We start from the raw sequence: 14,823 nt of genomic DNA, 5'->3' as shown, positions 1-14,823 counted from the left end.
CCAGTGAATGCGGGATGCACCGCGAGACCCTGCTTCGCGTAGCGCGTGGCGAGCGGCCTATCGGGCTCGACGAAGCGGCACTAGTGCTCGCCGCCTGTGGAGCGCACCCCCTCGCGACCATGATCCTTGCTCTTGCCGGGCAAGAAGAGCTCGCTTGCGAGTGGATGCATGGCGAGATGGGCGAATTTCTCGAAGAGTTCTTCACCAGCCTCCCAGTCCATCTTCAGCGGACCCTGGGGCGGCGGATTGAGGATCTGCGGCCTCGGTGGGCCAACGGCACCTCACAGCTGGTGGCGCGAATGCTTGCCAAGCACATCGATGATTTTGTGGGCCGCGACATCGCGCTGGCGCTGTCGCGGTAGCCTGAGAGTTCGGAGGGGACCGAACCCGAGCAAATGAGATCAACAATGCCGCATGCAATACCAGATGAAATGCACACGCATCAACCGCCCGAAGCAGCGCCGCCGGCGAGGCTTTTGCGCCTGCCGGAAGTGATCGCCCGCGTCGGACTGCGCCGCTCCGCCATCTATCAGCGTATGAGCGAGGGGCGCTTCCCAAGGTCGCGATCGCTGGGGCCCAAATGTGCCGTATGGGTTGAGGCGGAAATTGACGAGTGGATCCGCGCCGTATCGCGAATGCAAACCTGATCTTGTCGTGATCTATGTCGTCGGCACTTCTCGCGTCAGACCGCGATGATCATACACCATCAATCCGGCGCTTGCCCGTCCAGTGCAAATGTCTGCCGATGTGAGATCGCTCTCTGGTCTGTTGCTTTCTGGCTCCTAATGGACGGGAACTCGCCGGTTTTACGAAGAGGATGACTTACAGTTCGAGGAAGGTCAAAACTGCCTCTCGCGATCTCGCGCACTCAACGCGGGTATACTTGAATTACGAAAAATGGCACAAAAACTTGAAGGAGAGCTAGGTATGGTATACCAAGAGTCACGAGGTTTAGATTCGCGCTGGCCGGAAGGGATCATTCGTTGGTGCTCGAAGCTGACATCTTGCCGCATGACGGCTCTGACCGAATTCGGTCGCGAGGTGCTGCCATGAGCAATGCAATGACAAATGGAGGCGATTCGAACCCGGGAAGCTCTGATCTGCCCAAGTCGGTGGATGTCGCTTATCGAGCCTTGCGGGAATGGATTCTACAGGGGTCGCTCGTCGCTGGCCAGAGTTTGCCTGAGGCAGAATTAGCAGTTCGCATTGGTGTGAGCCGAACCCCTTTGCGTGAGGCGATTGGTCGGCTCAGTGCGGAAGGCCTTGTTGTCAAGGAGCGCTACCGAAAGCACGTGGTGGCCCAGTTCAACGAGGCTGACCGGATCGAAATCATGGAGTTGAAGGCGTTGATTGAGGGTCGTGCTGCGGCCCGTGCTGCATCGCGGCTCAATAGTTCCGAAATCGCCTCGCTACGAGAACTTTCTAACCGGATGGAACGCGCCGTACGCGAGCTTGGTGACGAGGCAAGGCCGATTTTCGACGAGTTGAATCGCGAGTTTCATGCGACCATCTGGCGGGCGGCGGACAGCCCGCGGGGCGAGCGCATCCTGGAGACCGCTCTGAACTCGCCCTTCAATGTCCTGGGTCGGCTCGATGCGACGCTCGCCCAATCCATGGAGCGGGCCTGCTGGTATCATCACGAGATTGTAAGCGCCTTCGAGGCTCGGGATTCCGAGCGGGCCCGCGCACAGATGGTGGCGCATGAACTCTCCCTCATTACCACCCATTTTCCGGAGCAGACATGACCAGTCGAAAGCTTGAAGGTAAAGTCGCGATCCTGACTGGCGGAGCGCGCGGGATCGGTGTGCATTACAGCCGCGCGCTCGCGCAGGAAGGCGCGCGCGTGGCCATTTTCGACCTGGCCGACGGAGAAAACCTAGCGGCCGACATCAACTCTGTCGAAGGACGCGACGCCGCTCGTTTTTTCCGAGTGGATGTCAGCGACGAATCTGCTGTCAGGGCCGGGATTGCGAGCGTTGCAGCATGGGCTGGAGATGTTGGCATCCTTGTCAACAATGCGGCGGTGTTTGCCACCCTTGGCGACGTCAAAGTGACCGAACTCGATGTCGATTTGTGGGATAAGGTGATGGCCGTCAATGTGCGCGGTCCATTTCTGATGGTGAAGCATGTTGCGCCGATGATGATCGGGAAGGGCGCAGGAAAGATCGTCAACATCTCGTCGGGCAGTGCCTATAAGGGCCTGCCCTTCATGTCTCATTACGTCACGTCGAAGGGCGCGATGTTAGGCTTCACTCGTGCTCTTGCCCGCGAGCTTGGTGCTCACAACCTTAACATCAACACGCTCGCGCCCGGTCTGATCATGTCGGATTCAATCAGCGCCAACCAGGAACATCTTGATACGAACCGTGATCGCGTAGTCGCGAGCCGCGCTCTCAAGCGGGATGGCTATCCCGAAGATCTGCTCGGCGGGCTCATCTTCCTCTGCTCGTCGGACAGCGACTTCATGACTGGGCAGACACTCCTCGTTGATGGCGGCTCGGTGAACATCTGATGGCAAATTTGAACGGCAAGGTTGCGCTAGTCACAGGCGGGGCTGCGGGTATCGGACGAGCAATTTCCGACCTGTTTTCTGCGATGGGCGCCAGAGTCGTGACTGCCGATCTGTCGAGCGAGGCCGATATTGCGTGCGACGTTGCCGACGAGAGGCAGGTCGAAGCGATGGTTTCTGGGGTTCTCGGTCGACATGGCCAACTGGATATCGCCGTCAATAACGCCGGCATTCTCGGTCCGCTCGGCAAAATGTTGGCCGATGTCGAAGCAGCAGAATGGGATCGCGCGATGAACGTGAACCTCAAGGGCGTGTTTCTGTGCATGAAGCACGAACTGCGCGCGATGGCTGTCCAAGGATGCGGAACGATCATAAACCTATCTTCGGTCATGGGCTTTCTTGCAGCTCCGCGGAACCCTGCCTATTCGGCCGCAAAGCACGGCGTTCTCGGGCTCACCAAGGCGACAGCAGTGCAGTATGCGAGCCAGGGCATTCGTATCAATGCGATCTGCCCGGGACTGGTCGAAACAAACATGGCTGAAACGATCGTCACTGACGATGCCCTGCCGAATTTTCCGAAGCCGTTCATTCCCATGGGGCGTTCCGCCACCCCTAGGGAGATTGCCGAGGTTGCGCTTTGGCTGGCGTCCGATGCGTCGTCGTACCTGACCGGCGAGGCAATTGGTGCCGATGGCGGATGGCGCATCTTGTGAGGTTCGCGTGACGATGAAACTTGCTCGAAACTACATCGACGGCAGTTGGCATGCCGGTTCTGGAACCATGGAAACGATCAACCCTTCCACAGGGGAAGTAGCCAGCGTGTTTTCGCCAGGCGATACGGACTGCGCCGATGCAGCGGTGTCTGCAGCGCGGAGAGCTTTTGAACGCGGAGGATGGTCCAACAATCCCCGAAAGCGGGCGGCCGTCCTGCTGGCTATGGCCGATGCGATCGAACGCATCCGCGGCCAGCTTGTCGCGGTATCGGTATCGGAATGCGGCAAACGTACTGCAGAGATGGAGGGGGAGGTTGGCGCGGCCGTATCTGAACTTCGCTATTATGCCGGGGTAGCGCGAACGATCTTCGGCCGGGTCCAGGAGGTTGGCGAGGGTCAGCTTTCAATCTTCAGCCGCGAGCCGATCGGGGTGGCCGCGATCATCGTACCATGGAACGCACCGGTGACTCTGTTGGCACGCAGTCTTGGGCCAGCGCTGGCAGCGGGCTGTACTGTCGTGGTGAAGCCAGCGCCGCAAACCTCGCTAACCAATGCCTTGATGATCGAGGCGATGGCAGCGGTTCCCGATTTGCCGCCTGGTGTGCTCAACTCGGTCAACGAAAACGGGCATGAGGTGGGGCAGGCCCTGGTGGTGCATCGAGAGGTCGATGCGATCAGTTTTACGGGCTCACGCCATACTGCGGGACGCATCTTTGAAGCCTCGGCCGCGACGCTCAAGCGCCTCAACCTCGAACTGGGCGGGAAAGCACCCGCTGTCGTTTTCGCCGACGCCGACCTGGGCCGCGCTCTGCCTGAGATCGTCCGTGGGGCCACGGCAGCGGCGGGGCAAATGTGCACGGCTGTCACCCGGGTGTTGGTCGAATCTGCGGCGTATGAGCAGGTTGCCGACCGGCTTGCCCAACATTTCCGTGCATTGAATGTCAACGCCGCCGATGATCCCCGATCGGAGATGGGGCCGGTGATCGACATGGCCAATCGCGACCGGCTTGCAGCGATTGTAGCGAGTGCAAGCGATGTGCTGGTGGCTGGCGGACATCCTGATGATGCACCAGCCGGCGGAAGTTATCTCTCGCCCAGCCTGATCGCGGTGGATGATCGCACCAGCACACTCGTTCGCGATGAACTCTTCGGGCCGATCGTCACAATTGAACGTTTTGGCGACGAAGCAGATGCAACAAAAAGTGCCAATGCAACCGACTTTGGACTCGCCGCAAGCGTGTGGACGCGCGACGGGAGCCGGGCGCAGCGGATCGCGCGCTCAATCAAGTCTGGTACTGTGTGGATCAATAGCCACAACCGCCTGTTCGCTGAGGCCGAGACCGGCGGTTACAAGCAGAGCGGAATTGGACGGCTACACGGCCTTATGGGCCTCGATGTGTTTATGGAGACGAAGCACATATTCTCGGAAGCGGGCTTTGTTCCCGCTGTCGGCCACTGATTATGACCAAACGGCCGAATATCTTGTTCATCATGGCGGATCAGCTTCGCGCGGACTATCTGTCCTGTTACGGACACCCGACATTGGAAACACCAAATCTTGATTGGCTTGCGTCACGCGGCGTGCGCTTCAATCGGGCATATGCGCAATCGGCTGTATGCGGTCCAGCGCGCATGAGCGTCTACACTGGACGATACGTGCTCTCGCATGGATCAACCCTTAACGATACGCCATTGCGACAGGACGAATGGACAATCGGTGATTTCTTGCGACCACTCGGGTATCGCACCGTGCTTGTCGGCAAAACCCATATGCGCGCTGACGTCGATGGCATGGAAAAGCGGGGGATCGATCCGGCATCTCCCTCGGGGCTTCTGATCTCTGAGGCCGGCTTCGAAACCTACTCGCGCGAAGAAGGGATTTACCTCGACCATTGGCCGGCAGAGAAGCGGTTCGGGGCTGATTACAACAGATACTTGCGCGAGCGGGGCTATGACGGCGAGAACCCTTGGCACGAGTGGGTCAACTCAGTCGAGATCGATGGAGTACCGGTCTCCGGATGGTTGCTGGAGACGGCTCCCTATCCTGCCCGCGTCCAAGAAGAAGACAGTGAAACGCCCTATCTCACGCGGCGCGCCATTGAGTGCATTGATGCGTTGGAAAGCGACCCCTGGTGCCTGCATCTCAGTTACATCAAACCACACTGGCCCTATGTTGCGCCTGCCCCTTATCATGCGACCTACTCTGAAAACGATGTTCTCCCGGCAATCCGTACTCCGGAGGAGCGCGTAACCTCGCACTCTGTCTTTGCTGGCTTCCAGCGACGACGGGTCAGCCAGAGCTTCTCAGATGATGCTGTGCGCACACCAGTTGTGGCGGCCTACATGGGCCTGGTTAAGCAACTGGATGACCAGTTGGGAGTGCTGTTCGGCGCGCTCAAAGAGCGCGGGTTGATGGAAAACACTCTGATTGTTTTCACTTCAGACCATGGTGATTATCTGGGCGACCACTGGCTGGGTGAGAAGGAGTTCCTGCACGAACCTTCGATCCGTGTGCCGATGATCGTCGTCGATCCGCGCGAACCAGCTGACGCTACGCGCGGACTGGCTTGCGACGCCCTGGTCGAGGCGATCGACTTGCTGCCCACGTTCGTCGAAGCGGGCGGAGGCGACCCAGGGCATCCCCGGCTGGAAGGTCATTCCCTAATACCGCTGCTCGACGGACAAGAGGGAACTCGCGAATACAGCTTCTGCGAATTTGATTATGCGACAATGCGTTTTCGGCGCGAACTGGGGCAGGCGATTGATCAGACCGGTATCGTTGCCGTGGTAGGCGCGCAATGGAAGTTAATTGCCTGCCCTGGCTTTGAGCCGTTGTTGTTCGACCTTGTAAACGATCCCCACGAACTCACCGATCGCGCGGGCGATCCGGGTTGCGCGGAGGTGCGCGCCGAACTGGAAGCTGCCCTGCGCGATTGGGCCTTGCGTCCGCGCCGGGTGACCGAGAGTGCAGCCAGCATTGAGCGACGCACCGATACGCAAGTGACGCGGGGCATCAAGCTCGGCATCCGCAATTCAGAAGAACTTGATGTTGCTTTGCGGGAAGAGGCGCAAGCGTGAGGCAGATCCGATCCTTTATAGCTGGTGCTCCGGTGGACGGATGGCGGTGTTTCGAAAAGCGGTCGCCGGTGGACGGCCAATTGATTGCGAAGGTACACGAAGCCGATGCGGAACTTGTAAACTGCGCCGTGCTCGCGGCGCGGGCGGCCCAACCTGATTGGGAGGCCCTTGATCGAATTGAGCGCGCTGACCTGTTCGAAAGCCTGGCGGGTGCGGTGGCAGCCAGAGCGGATGACCTTGCCGACGCCGAGACCGCTGACACTGGCCGGCCCCGCGCGCAGGTGATGGGCGCACATGTTGGGCGCACGATCGAGGTATTTCGGCTTTATGCCAGCCTTTTGCGCACCTGGTCGGAACAGGCTTGGCATGGCCGGGCTGCATCTCCGAACATGGCGACTGAAGCGGCTCCCAGGACCATCGCCTATACAAGCCGACGTGCGCTTGGGGTGGTGGCAGTCATCGCTCCATGGAACGTCCCGCTCCTGCTTCTAGCACTGAACCTGGTGCCGGCTCTGGCGGCAGGCAATTGCATTGTCGCAAAGCCATCAGAGGAGTCGCCTTGCTCTGCAGCACTACTGGCTGAAATCCTTCATGATGCCGGCCTGCCACCGGGGGTGTTCAACCTGGTACATGGTTTCGGCGCCAATTCGACGGGAGCCGCTCTTGTATCAAATCCGGGTGTTGATGGCATCGCCTTCACCGGCGAAGGGCGCGCCGCGACCCAGATCATGACTGCCGCTGCAGCGGGCCTTCGGCCCGTGCTGTTTGAACTGGGCGGCAAGAATGCCGGGTTGGTTTTTGCCGATTCTGATCTCGACCGGGCGGTCGAAGCTAGCGCTCTCGCAGCCTTTGCCAACAGTGGTCAGGTCTGCCTGTCTATCGAGCGGCTCTTTGTCGAGCGTCCTGTTTTCGATGGGTTCGTTGCAAGACTGGCCGAACTGGCGGGAAGGCAGAAACTGGGACCGCTGATCTCGCAATCCCATCGCGCGAAGGTCCATGCAGCTGTCGAACAAGCAATGGCAGGCGGGGCGCGGCTTCATGCTGGCGGAGTCATTCCGCCTGGTGAAGGCGCTTTCTATCCGGCCACCGTGCTAACGGGCCTTTCCGATAACTCGCCCTTGTTGCGCGAGGAAACCTTTGGCCCTGTCATTCATGTCTCCCCGTTCGATCATGAGGACGAGGCGGTCAGTCGTGCGAACGACACCCCATATGGCCTCGCATCCATGGTCTGGACCCGCGACCTGTCGCGAGGGCACCGTATGTCTGCACGGCTGCGGGCAGGGATCAACTGGGTGAACTGCTGGCAGGTCCGCGATTTTCTGACCCCCCTGCAAGGTCTTGGTCGTTCGGGGATCGGTGCTCAGGGCGGACGCGAGTCTCTCGATTTCTTTTCCCAGGTGACAACAACGGTGGTGAGCTTGTGAGGAACGACTATCATAATCCCGATCCCGAGAAGCTGGTCGCCATGTTCGAACGGATGCTGGTCATCCGTGAGACCGAGGAATATCTCGGGGCCCAGTTTAGAGCGGGCGAACTGCCTGCCGGGGTGCATCTCTATATCGGGCAGGAAGCATCCGGCGTAGGTATCTGTGCGCACCTGGGAGACGAAGACTGGATTACGAGCACCCATCGCGGGCACGGGCATTTCCTGGCAAAAGGCGGCGATCCTTATGCGATGATCGCCGAAATCCATGCCAAATCTGATGGCATCTGCGGGGGGTTCGGCGGAACCATGCACGTCGCCGATGTGGCGCGTGGAATTCTGGGAGCGAATGGCATTGTTGGTGGCGGGCTTGGCATTGCCACAGGCGCTGCCTTTGCGGCCAAGCTGGAAGGAAATGGCAAGGTAGCCGTCTGCTTCTTCGGCGACGGTGCGGCCAACCAGGGCACCTTCATGGAAGCAATGAATTTAGCCTCGCTGTGGAAGCTGCCGCTTCTGCTGGTGTGTGAGCACAATGGCTGGTCCGAATTCACTCGATCCGAAGTGGCGACGAGCGGCCGGATCATTGACCGGGCAAGCCCCTTCAATATTCCGGGGTTCGAAGCCGATGGCAACGACGTAGCGGACGTATGGCGCGTATCAGGCCGTGCGTTGGAGAGCGTTCGCTCAGGCGAAGGCCCCGCTTTGCTGGTGACCTACACCTATCGCACGCGCGGCCATGTCGAGGCGGAAGTCAATTTTCTGTCGCAGCCCTACCGCAGCGAGGAGGAGGTCGCTAGCTGGGTAGCAAAGGATCCAATAGAGCGCGGCGCCGCTCTTCTGGCCCAAGGAGGTATCGCAGAAGAGGAGATTTCCGCAATCCGTGCGCGTGTGAAGGCGTCGATCGCGGAAATGGCCAAGAGGGCCAGATCTGCGGCTGATCCTGATCCTGCGCGGGTTCGTTCAATGATGTTTTCGGCAGCGGAGGCCTGATCATGGCGAAGCGGCGGATGATCCAGGCGATCAACGATGCGATGTTCGAAGAAATGGAGCGCGATCCGCGGATCGTCCTGTTTGGCGAGGACGTCGAGATTTCCATGTTCGGCGATACCAAGGGGCTTCGCGAGCGCTTTGGTCCTGATCGCGTTCGGGACACGCCGATCTGCGAGGCGCTGCTGACGGGAATGGCAGTGGGCATGGCAGCGGCCGGCTGGCGACCCGTGCTGCACATGATGTTCGCCAATTTCATGTACACGGGCTTTGACGCCATCGCCAATCAGATGGCGAAGCTTCGCCTTATGACTGGCGGGCAGATGAAGCTTCCCATCACGATCATGGCTGGGTTCGGTGGGGGTCGATCAACCGCAGCACAGCATTCGGATTGCCCATATCCGCTGTTCATGAATTTGGGCGGAGTCCATGTGGCTGTTCCATCCAATGCCGGCGACGCCAAGGGACTGTTCAAGTCAGCCGTGCGCAGCGACGATCCCGTGATCTTCCTCGAGCCGGGCGGGCGCGGTGGGGAAATGGGCGAAGTGCCCGACGGTGACCATCTGGTTCCGTTCGGCAGAGCATCAGTGCGGCGTTCAGGCAGCGATGTCACGATCGTTGCGATATCAGCGATGGTGAAGCTTGCCGAACAGGCGGCGAAGCAGCTTGCTCAGGACGGGATCGAAGCCGAAATCCTGGACCCCCGCACGTTGGTCCCGCTCGACGAGGACGGCATCCTCGCCTCGCTGTCGAGGACAGGTCGCTTGGTGGTTGTCGACGAGGCGCGTGATCGCTGCAGTGCCGCGAGCCAGATCGCGGCCGTCGCGGCAGATCGCGGGTTTGCCATGTTGAAGGGGCCGGTGCGCCGCGTCACCGTGCCGGATGTCTGCATGCCCTATGCGCCTGTGCTCGAGCGCAGCGTCTATCCGAATGCGGAGCGCATTGCTGATGTGGTGCGCGAACTGTTGAACTGCAGGGACTACCAATGAAGATTAAGCTCAAACTTCCGCGCGTCGGCATGAACATGGAAGAAGCAACGATTGTTGCTTGGCATAAGTTGCCCGGCGAAACTTTCGCCAATGGTGAGGCGCTATACGAATTCGAGACCGAAAAAGTGACCCAGGCGTTCGAGGCTAGCGCCGATGGCAGGTTGGTCGAGATTTGCGTTCCCGAAGGCGAGGAAGCGCAGGTCGGGGATGTGGTATGCGTGGTCGAGGTCGATCAGTGAGCAATACCGGACGCCTCGAACACATCGGCGTTACAGTCGCCGACATGGAGCGGGCGCTCGACTTTCTGACGATTCTCGGCTTCGTAACGCAGTCTCGCTTCACGCCGTTCGATCCGGGTGCTGTGGCTGGAATCACTCGACTGGATGGGGCCAAGGTTCGCGAGATCGCCTATGTTGCGCGTGACGCCTATCATTTCGAATTGCTCGAGTACGAAGCTCCTGAGCGCGCGATCGGCCTGCGTCAACCATGCGATACAGGCTATTTCCATTTTGCATTGCATGTCGACGATCTCGATGCTGTCCAGGCCCAGCTTGGTTCCTGCGCTCCTCCCCATCGCGTCCAACGAGGGCCGGCCAAGGGTCAAAGGGCGACCTATGTCTACGGACCTGATGGTCTGACCGTCGAACTGATCGAGAAGCCGGGTGGGGATTGATGTCTGCGTATACTCGTACTCGACCGGTTACGGCCGACAAGCAGATTTCCCGCGACTCCCGCAAGCCTGGAGAAGGATCATGATCCGCCGCCTGTTGCCTCTCGCCGTCTTTTTCTGCCAGCCCGCGCTCGCGGAACCGGCATTCCTCGAAGCGCCCAGTGTAAGGACCAATCCCAATCCTGCCGTGCCGCTGGCCGCGGTGCTCAGCTTCAGAACTAGCGGTCCGGTGACCACCACGGTCAGCCTCGACGATGGATCTAGGCAGTGGCAGGTCCAGTTCGGGCCGCGCCATGATCCCGCCAAAGGCCTACCGCTGGTCGACCTCGGCGCGGGCAAGGACATCCGCTTGCGCGTTCGCATCAGCGACAAGACGGGCGCGGTTGATGCGCCCGGATCATTGTCCCTGCGCACACCGGAGCTCCCGGCACCGGGGCTTTCCTGGCCGACCCTGACGACGACCCTCGCCGACAGCGCAGTGCTTGAACCCGGCCTGCGGTTCATCAGTGTGCGGCGGCGCGCGCCAGGTCGGCAGGACTTCCAGACAAGGGCGCAGCAGCAATTCTCGCGGGGCTGGGGCCTGATCCTGGCACTCGATGCCCGGGGGGAGGTGCGCTGGTACTATATCAGCCAGCGGCGCGTTGCGGGGATCAAGCCGTCACCCGATGGGACACTCATCTTCACCACCGAGGACCAGCGTGTCGTCAAGATCGACATGCTCGGCAACATCCTGCGTCAATGGTATCCCGAGATGCGCCGGCTTGGTCCGGTGCAGGGCGGAACGCAGATTACCGGACTGCAGACACTGCACCATGAACCGTCGCTCACGCCGTGGGGCACCTATATCTCGATGTCGGCGAATGGCCGCGAGATCGCGGACTATCCTACGAGTGTCACCGATCCGCAGGCCCCGCGCAAGCCGACCATGGTTATGGGCGACAAGATCGTCGAATTCGATGCGGATGGGAAAATAGTCTGGGAGTGGGATACGTTCGACCATCTCGATCCCAAGATGCTGCACTATCACACGTTCCAGCCCTATTGGGCCGTAAGGGGTTACCCTGGCTATGCGGATTGGACGCATGGTAATGGGATCACGTTCGATGAAAAGAACAATCTCGTCATCGCCTCTTTCAAGCATCTGGATGCTCTGGTCGCCATCGACCGCAAGACGAAGGAGATCCGATGGATTTTCAGTGACCCGCAGGGCTGGCCGGAGAGATTTCAATCACGGATACTCAAACCCGTTGGCCTCACACGTTTTCCATGGTCGCAACACCACCCTCACGTCACACCTTGGGGAACCATCGTCTATTTTGACAACGGCATGTTCCAGGCTCGGCCGTTCGACGGCCGACGGATCGTGCCCTTCCACGAGAGCTACAGCCGGGCAGTCGAGATAAAGGTCGACCCCCGCGCGATGACCGTGTCCGAACTCTGGACTTCGGAAAAGGAGCAGAAGCCAGACAGTTGCATAAACTGGGCGATGGGCGATGCTCACAGGCTGCCCACCACGAACAACATGTTAGTCATTCGCAGCTTCTGCCCGCCGATCACTGACAAGCTCAACGATCAGAACGAGTATGATCTCACGCAGCGCTTCGTAGATGATGTGCCGTATGCCGGCCGGGTCGAGGAATACTCGCGCACTTCGCCTGGGACGCGGCTTTCCCAAACGCGTTTCGACGACCCCAACGAGATTCTCCAGTGGCAGCTCTACGGAGGCTTTCACGCGCCGTCGATCTACTGGGAGGACAAGGCCGGGGCAGCGAACTGAGTGTGGCGTCGGTCATGCCGGACGACCGGGCGGCAATGTCACGAGCTATCATGGCAACATTTCTACCGAGGACCATCTGATGAGCGAGCGACGCAGAGTACTTATTGTGGGCGGTGGCATCGGCGGACTTACGGCCGCTGGGCTGCTTCTCCTTGCTGGACATGACGTCCAGGTCTTCGAGCAGGCGCTCGAACTTGGCGAAGTCGGAGCCGGCATTCAGGTTAGTGCCAATGCCACACATGTTCTGCGCCACTTAGGCGTACTCGAGCGGCTTGCGTCGGTGTCCGTGCGACCGCTCAGAACGGAGTTCCGCCTGCACGACACGGCGGAGATTGTCAGCCAGATCCTGCTGGGCGACAGCCACGAAGAGCGGTTCGGTGCTCCATATCTTCATGTCTACCGGCCCGATATCCTAGGCATCCTGGAAGCCAGAGTCCGTGAACTGGCGCCCTCGGCAATCCATCTTGGCAAGGCGCTTGAACGCTATGAGGAAGGCCCTGACAACGTGACCCTCTACTTTGCTGACGGCACTATGGCGAGCGGCGACTTGCTGATCGGTGCGGATGGCATCAAGTCGGTTGTGCGGGCACAGATGCATGGCCTCGAACCGGCCCGCTATACCGGTAACGTCGCGTGGCGGGTCATGGTACCCGTCGAGAAGCTGCCGCCTGATTTCCAGCCACCTATTTTTGTAAACTGGATGGGGCCAGACAAGCACATGGTTGTTTATTGGGTCCATGGCGGCAAGCTGCTCAATTTCGTCGGTTGTGTCGAAAAGCCTGAATGGACGCAGGAGGGCTGGGCAATCAAGGCGCCCTGGGACGACCTGAAGGCCGATTTTGTCGGGTTCCATCAAGATGTGCAGACAATGATCGACGCAGCGGACAAGGATAATTGCTTCTGCTGGGCGCTTAACAACAGGCCTCGCCTGGAATTCTGGAGCACCGAACGGGTCACCCTGCTTGGAGATAGTGCGCACCCTACGCTACCATACATGGCGCAGGGAGCGGTGATGGCGATCGAGGACGCGGCCGTTTTGATGCGCGCGTTGAACGAATTCGACGACCTGGCCGAGGCCCTGCGAGGCTATGAGAAGGCCCGTATCGAGCGCACCGCGCGGATAGTCAATGAAAGCACCGAACACGCGCGGCTTTTCCATTTTCAGACCCACGACGAATTTCGCGAGGCCTTCGCGCGGAAGGATCCGGCAAGAGACCGTGGCTTGTGGCTCTACAACTACAATCCGCTCACCGTGCCGATCGGTGCCGAAACGGCGTGACTATTCTTGCCGCGCGTTGCCACCACCGACAAACCATTTTGGGGAATTCCATGATCGACTATTCCTTTCCGCCCCAACCATCCAGCTTCGTTCCCATCGCCGGATCGCGGCAGGTTTTTCCCGTCCGCCGTATTTTTTGCGTAGGACGCAATTATGCCGAACATGCGCGAGAGATGGGCTTCGATCCGAACCGCGAGGCCCCCTTTTTCTTCACCAAACCGGCCGATGCAGTCGTCCAAGATGGTGCCACGATTGCCTATCCGCCGTTGACGGAGAATTTCCACTATGAGGCTGAGTTGGTCGTCGCGATTGGCACAGAGGGGCGCAACCTGTCAGTGGAGGCGAGCCCGCTACATATCTGGGGCTATGCCGTGGGCAACGACCTGACGCGTCGCGACCTTCAGATCCAGGCGCGCGAGAAGGGGCGTCCTTGGGATTGGGGTAAGGCATTTGACAATTCGGCCGTCATTGGTCCCATCCATCCGGTTGACGAAGTGGGCCATCCGGACAGCGGGTCGATCCGGCTGACGGTGAATGGCGCGGTCAAGCAGGATGCAAACCTTGCCGAACTCATATGGTCGGTGCCAGAAATCGTCTCGATCCTGTCGCACTCGGTGACGATAAAGCCCGGCGACTTGATCATGACCGGTACGCCTGCGGGGGTTGGCCCGCTTGTCCCGGGAGATGTTTGCACCGTCTCGATTGAGGGCCTTGGAGACCTGATCACCAAGATTGGCCCACGCGAATGACACTTCGCCTGCACAACTTCTTCAGGTCGTCCACCTCGACCCGCTTGCGCGTGGCTCTCAACCTCAAGGGGCTGGAATATGATTATGTGGCCTATGTCCTGCGCAAGAATCAACACCGGAGCCCAGAATATCTGGCACTAAATCCAGCAGGGCTCGTGCCGGCGCTTGAATTGGAAGATGGCACGGTTCTGACCCAGTCGCTGGCCATCATCGAATGGCTCGACGAAACCTACCCCGACCCCCCCCTGCTCCCGACCGACCCGCTCGGGCGGGCGCGGGTCCGGTCATTGGCCTATATGGTGGCTTTCGAGATCCACCCGCTCAACAACCTGCGCGTTCTGAACCGGCTAGGCACGCAGTTCGACGCTGACGACGATGCGGTGGCGCAATGGTTCGTCCATTGGGTAACGGCGACGTTCGATCCGCTGGAAGCCATGCTGGCCGGCAGTCGGGAGACGGGCCAGTTCTGCCATGGCGATGCTCCAACGCTCGCTGACATCTGCCTTTACAGCCAAATCTGGAATAATCAGCGCTTTTCAATTCCAATTGAAACCTGGCCGACAATTGCACGAATTTTTTCGGACTTAGACGGCCTCCCCGCCTTTCGCAATGCGGCGCCACCCAACCAGCCCGATGCCGAATGACCAAA

At 59.8% G+C, this 14,823-nt stretch carries 16 protein-coding genes; all 16 read left to right on the top strand.

Annotated elements, in window-relative coordinates; translation table 11 throughout:
• The coding region (locus tag HGI46_RS18535) for a transcriptional regulator (RefSeq protein ID WP_168905367.1) at positions 1 to 362 on the top strand (362 nt) is incomplete at its 5' end.
• A 69-nt stretch (positions 363 to 431) separates the two neighbouring features.
• On the top strand, positions 432 to 647 hold the full coding sequence (locus tag HGI46_RS18530; protein WP_118074353.1) for an AlpA family transcriptional regulator: 216 nt from the start codon (positions 432 to 434) through the stop codon (positions 645 to 647).
• Between the two features lie 402 nt (positions 648 to 1,049).
• Positions 1,050 to 1,745, top strand: a complete 696-nt coding sequence (locus HGI46_RS18525) for a GntR family transcriptional regulator (protein ID WP_118074352.1) — start codon at positions 1,050 to 1,052, stop codon at positions 1,743 to 1,745.
• Positions 1,742 to 2,512, top strand: a complete 771-nt coding sequence (locus tag HGI46_RS18520) for an SDR family oxidoreductase (protein WP_118074351.1) — start codon at positions 1,742 to 1,744, stop codon at positions 2,510 to 2,512. The genes HGI46_RS18525 and HGI46_RS18520 overlap by 4 nt, the downstream gene beginning before the upstream one ends.
• Complete coding sequence (locus tag HGI46_RS18515; protein ID WP_118074350.1) at positions 2,512 to 3,222, top strand: SDR family oxidoreductase; 711 nt, start codon at positions 2,512 to 2,514, stop codon at positions 3,220 to 3,222. Before HGI46_RS18520 ends, HGI46_RS18515 begins: the two co-directional genes overlap by 1 nt.
• Before the next feature lie 13 nt (positions 3,223 to 3,235).
• Positions 3,236 to 4,681 (top strand): aldehyde dehydrogenase family protein, encoded by a 1,446-nt coding sequence (locus HGI46_RS18510; protein ID WP_168905369.1) that lies wholly within the window; start codon positions 3,236 to 3,238, stop codon positions 4,679 to 4,681.
• A 2-nt stretch (positions 4,682 to 4,683) separates the two neighbouring features.
• Positions 4,684 to 6,300, top strand: a complete 1,617-nt coding sequence (locus HGI46_RS18505; RefSeq protein ID WP_168905366.1) for a sulfatase-like hydrolase/transferase — start codon at positions 4,684 to 4,686, stop codon at positions 6,298 to 6,300.
• Positions 6,297 to 7,724 (top strand): aldehyde dehydrogenase family protein, encoded by a 1,428-nt coding sequence (locus HGI46_RS18500; RefSeq protein WP_168454872.1) that lies wholly within the window; start codon positions 6,297 to 6,299, stop codon positions 7,722 to 7,724. Before HGI46_RS18505 ends, HGI46_RS18500 begins: the two co-directional genes overlap by 4 nt.
• A 41-nt stretch (positions 7,725 to 7,765) precedes the next feature.
• Positions 7,766 to 8,713, top strand: a complete 948-nt coding sequence (locus tag HGI46_RS18495) for a thiamine pyrophosphate-dependent dehydrogenase E1 component subunit alpha (protein WP_162896116.1) — start codon at positions 7,766 to 7,768, stop codon at positions 8,711 to 8,713.
• A gap of 2 nt (positions 8,714 to 8,715) precedes the next feature.
• Complete coding sequence (locus tag HGI46_RS18490) at positions 8,716 to 9,699, top strand: transketolase C-terminal domain-containing protein (RefSeq protein WP_118074346.1); 984 nt, start codon at positions 8,716 to 8,718, stop codon at positions 9,697 to 9,699.
• Positions 9,696 to 9,938, top strand: coding sequence for a lipoyl domain-containing protein (locus HGI46_RS18485; protein ID WP_118074345.1), 243 nt, complete (start codon positions 9,696 to 9,698; stop codon positions 9,936 to 9,938). Before HGI46_RS18490 ends, HGI46_RS18485 begins: the two co-directional genes overlap by 4 nt.
• The gene (locus tag HGI46_RS18480; RefSeq protein WP_158453966.1) at positions 9,935 to 10,372 is read left to right on the top strand and encodes a VOC family protein; all 438 of its coding nucleotides are present in this window, start codon (positions 9,935 to 9,937) and stop codon (positions 10,370 to 10,372) included. Before HGI46_RS18485 ends, HGI46_RS18480 begins: the two co-directional genes overlap by 4 nt.
• A gap of 79 nt (positions 10,373 to 10,451) precedes the next feature.
• On the top strand, positions 10,452 to 12,146 hold the full coding sequence (locus HGI46_RS18475; protein ID WP_168852293.1) for an aryl-sulfate sulfotransferase: 1,695 nt from the start codon (positions 10,452 to 10,454) through the stop codon (positions 12,144 to 12,146).
• Positions 12,147 to 12,225: 79 nt separating this feature from the next.
• Positions 12,226 to 13,425 (top strand): FAD-dependent monooxygenase, encoded by a 1,200-nt coding sequence (locus tag HGI46_RS18470; RefSeq protein ID WP_158453967.1) that lies wholly within the window; start codon positions 12,226 to 12,228, stop codon positions 13,423 to 13,425.
• A gap of 50 nt (positions 13,426 to 13,475) precedes the next feature.
• Entirely contained in the window at positions 13,476 to 14,174 is a 699-nt protein-coding gene (locus tag HGI46_RS18465) for a fumarylacetoacetate hydrolase family protein (protein ID WP_199558135.1), read from the top strand.
• Positions 14,171 to 14,818, top strand: a complete 648-nt coding sequence (maiA, locus tag HGI46_RS18460; protein WP_125955312.1) for a maleylacetoacetate isomerase — start codon at positions 14,171 to 14,173, stop codon at positions 14,816 to 14,818. The genes HGI46_RS18465 and maiA overlap by 4 nt, the downstream gene beginning before the upstream one ends.
• The last annotated feature ends 5 nt before the right edge of the window (positions 14,819 to 14,823 follow it).

It is taken from the genome of Novosphingobium sp. ERW19 (assembly GCF_012641315.1).
GTDB lineage: Bacteria > Pseudomonadota > Alphaproteobacteria > Sphingomonadales > Sphingomonadaceae > Novosphingobium.
Note: the sequence above shows the minus strand (reverse complement) of the source record. Positions and strands in the feature narration are given on the sequence as shown.

Bases quoted from the DNA above. Each gene is read 5' to 3' on its own strand.
- HGI46_RS18470 (WP_158453967.1), top strand. From the start codon at position 12,226: ATGAGCGAGCGACGCAGAGTACTTATTGTGGGCGGTGGCATCGGCGGA.
- HGI46_RS18515 (WP_118074350.1), top strand. From the start codon at position 2,512: ATGGCAAATTTGAACGGCAAGGTTGCGCTAGTCACAGGCGGGGCTGCG.
- HGI46_RS18525 (WP_118074352.1), top strand. From the start codon at position 1,050: ATGAGCAATGCAATGACAAATGGAGGCGATTCGAACCCGGGAAGCTCT.
- HGI46_RS18530 (WP_118074353.1), top strand. From the start codon at position 432: ATGCACACGCATCAACCGCCCGAAGCAGCGCCGCCGGCGAGGCTTTTG.
- HGI46_RS18485 (WP_118074345.1), top strand. From the start codon at position 9,696: ATGAAGATTAAGCTCAAACTTCCGCGCGTCGGCATGAACATGGAAGAA.
- HGI46_RS18490 (WP_118074346.1), top strand. From the start codon at position 8,716: ATGGCGAAGCGGCGGATGATCCAGGCGATCAACGATGCGATGTTCGAA.
- HGI46_RS18475 (WP_168852293.1), top strand. From the start codon at position 10,452: ATGATCCGCCGCCTGTTGCCTCTCGCCGTCTTTTTCTGCCAGCCCGCG.
- HGI46_RS18520 (WP_118074351.1), top strand. From the start codon at position 1,742: ATGACCAGTCGAAAGCTTGAAGGTAAAGTCGCGATCCTGACTGGCGGA.
- HGI46_RS18495 (WP_162896116.1), top strand. From the start codon at position 7,766: ATGTTCGAACGGATGCTGGTCATCCGTGAGACCGAGGAATATCTCGGG.
- HGI46_RS18510 (WP_168905369.1), top strand. From the start codon at position 3,236: ATGAAACTTGCTCGAAACTACATCGACGGCAGTTGGCATGCCGGTTCT.
- HGI46_RS18505 (WP_168905366.1), top strand. From the start codon at position 4,684: ATGACCAAACGGCCGAATATCTTGTTCATCATGGCGGATCAGCTTCGC.
- maiA (WP_125955312.1), top strand. From the start codon at position 14,171: ATGACACTTCGCCTGCACAACTTCTTCAGGTCGTCCACCTCGACCCGC.
- HGI46_RS18465 (WP_199558135.1), top strand. From the start codon at position 13,476: ATGATCGACTATTCCTTTCCGCCCCAACCATCCAGCTTCGTTCCCATC.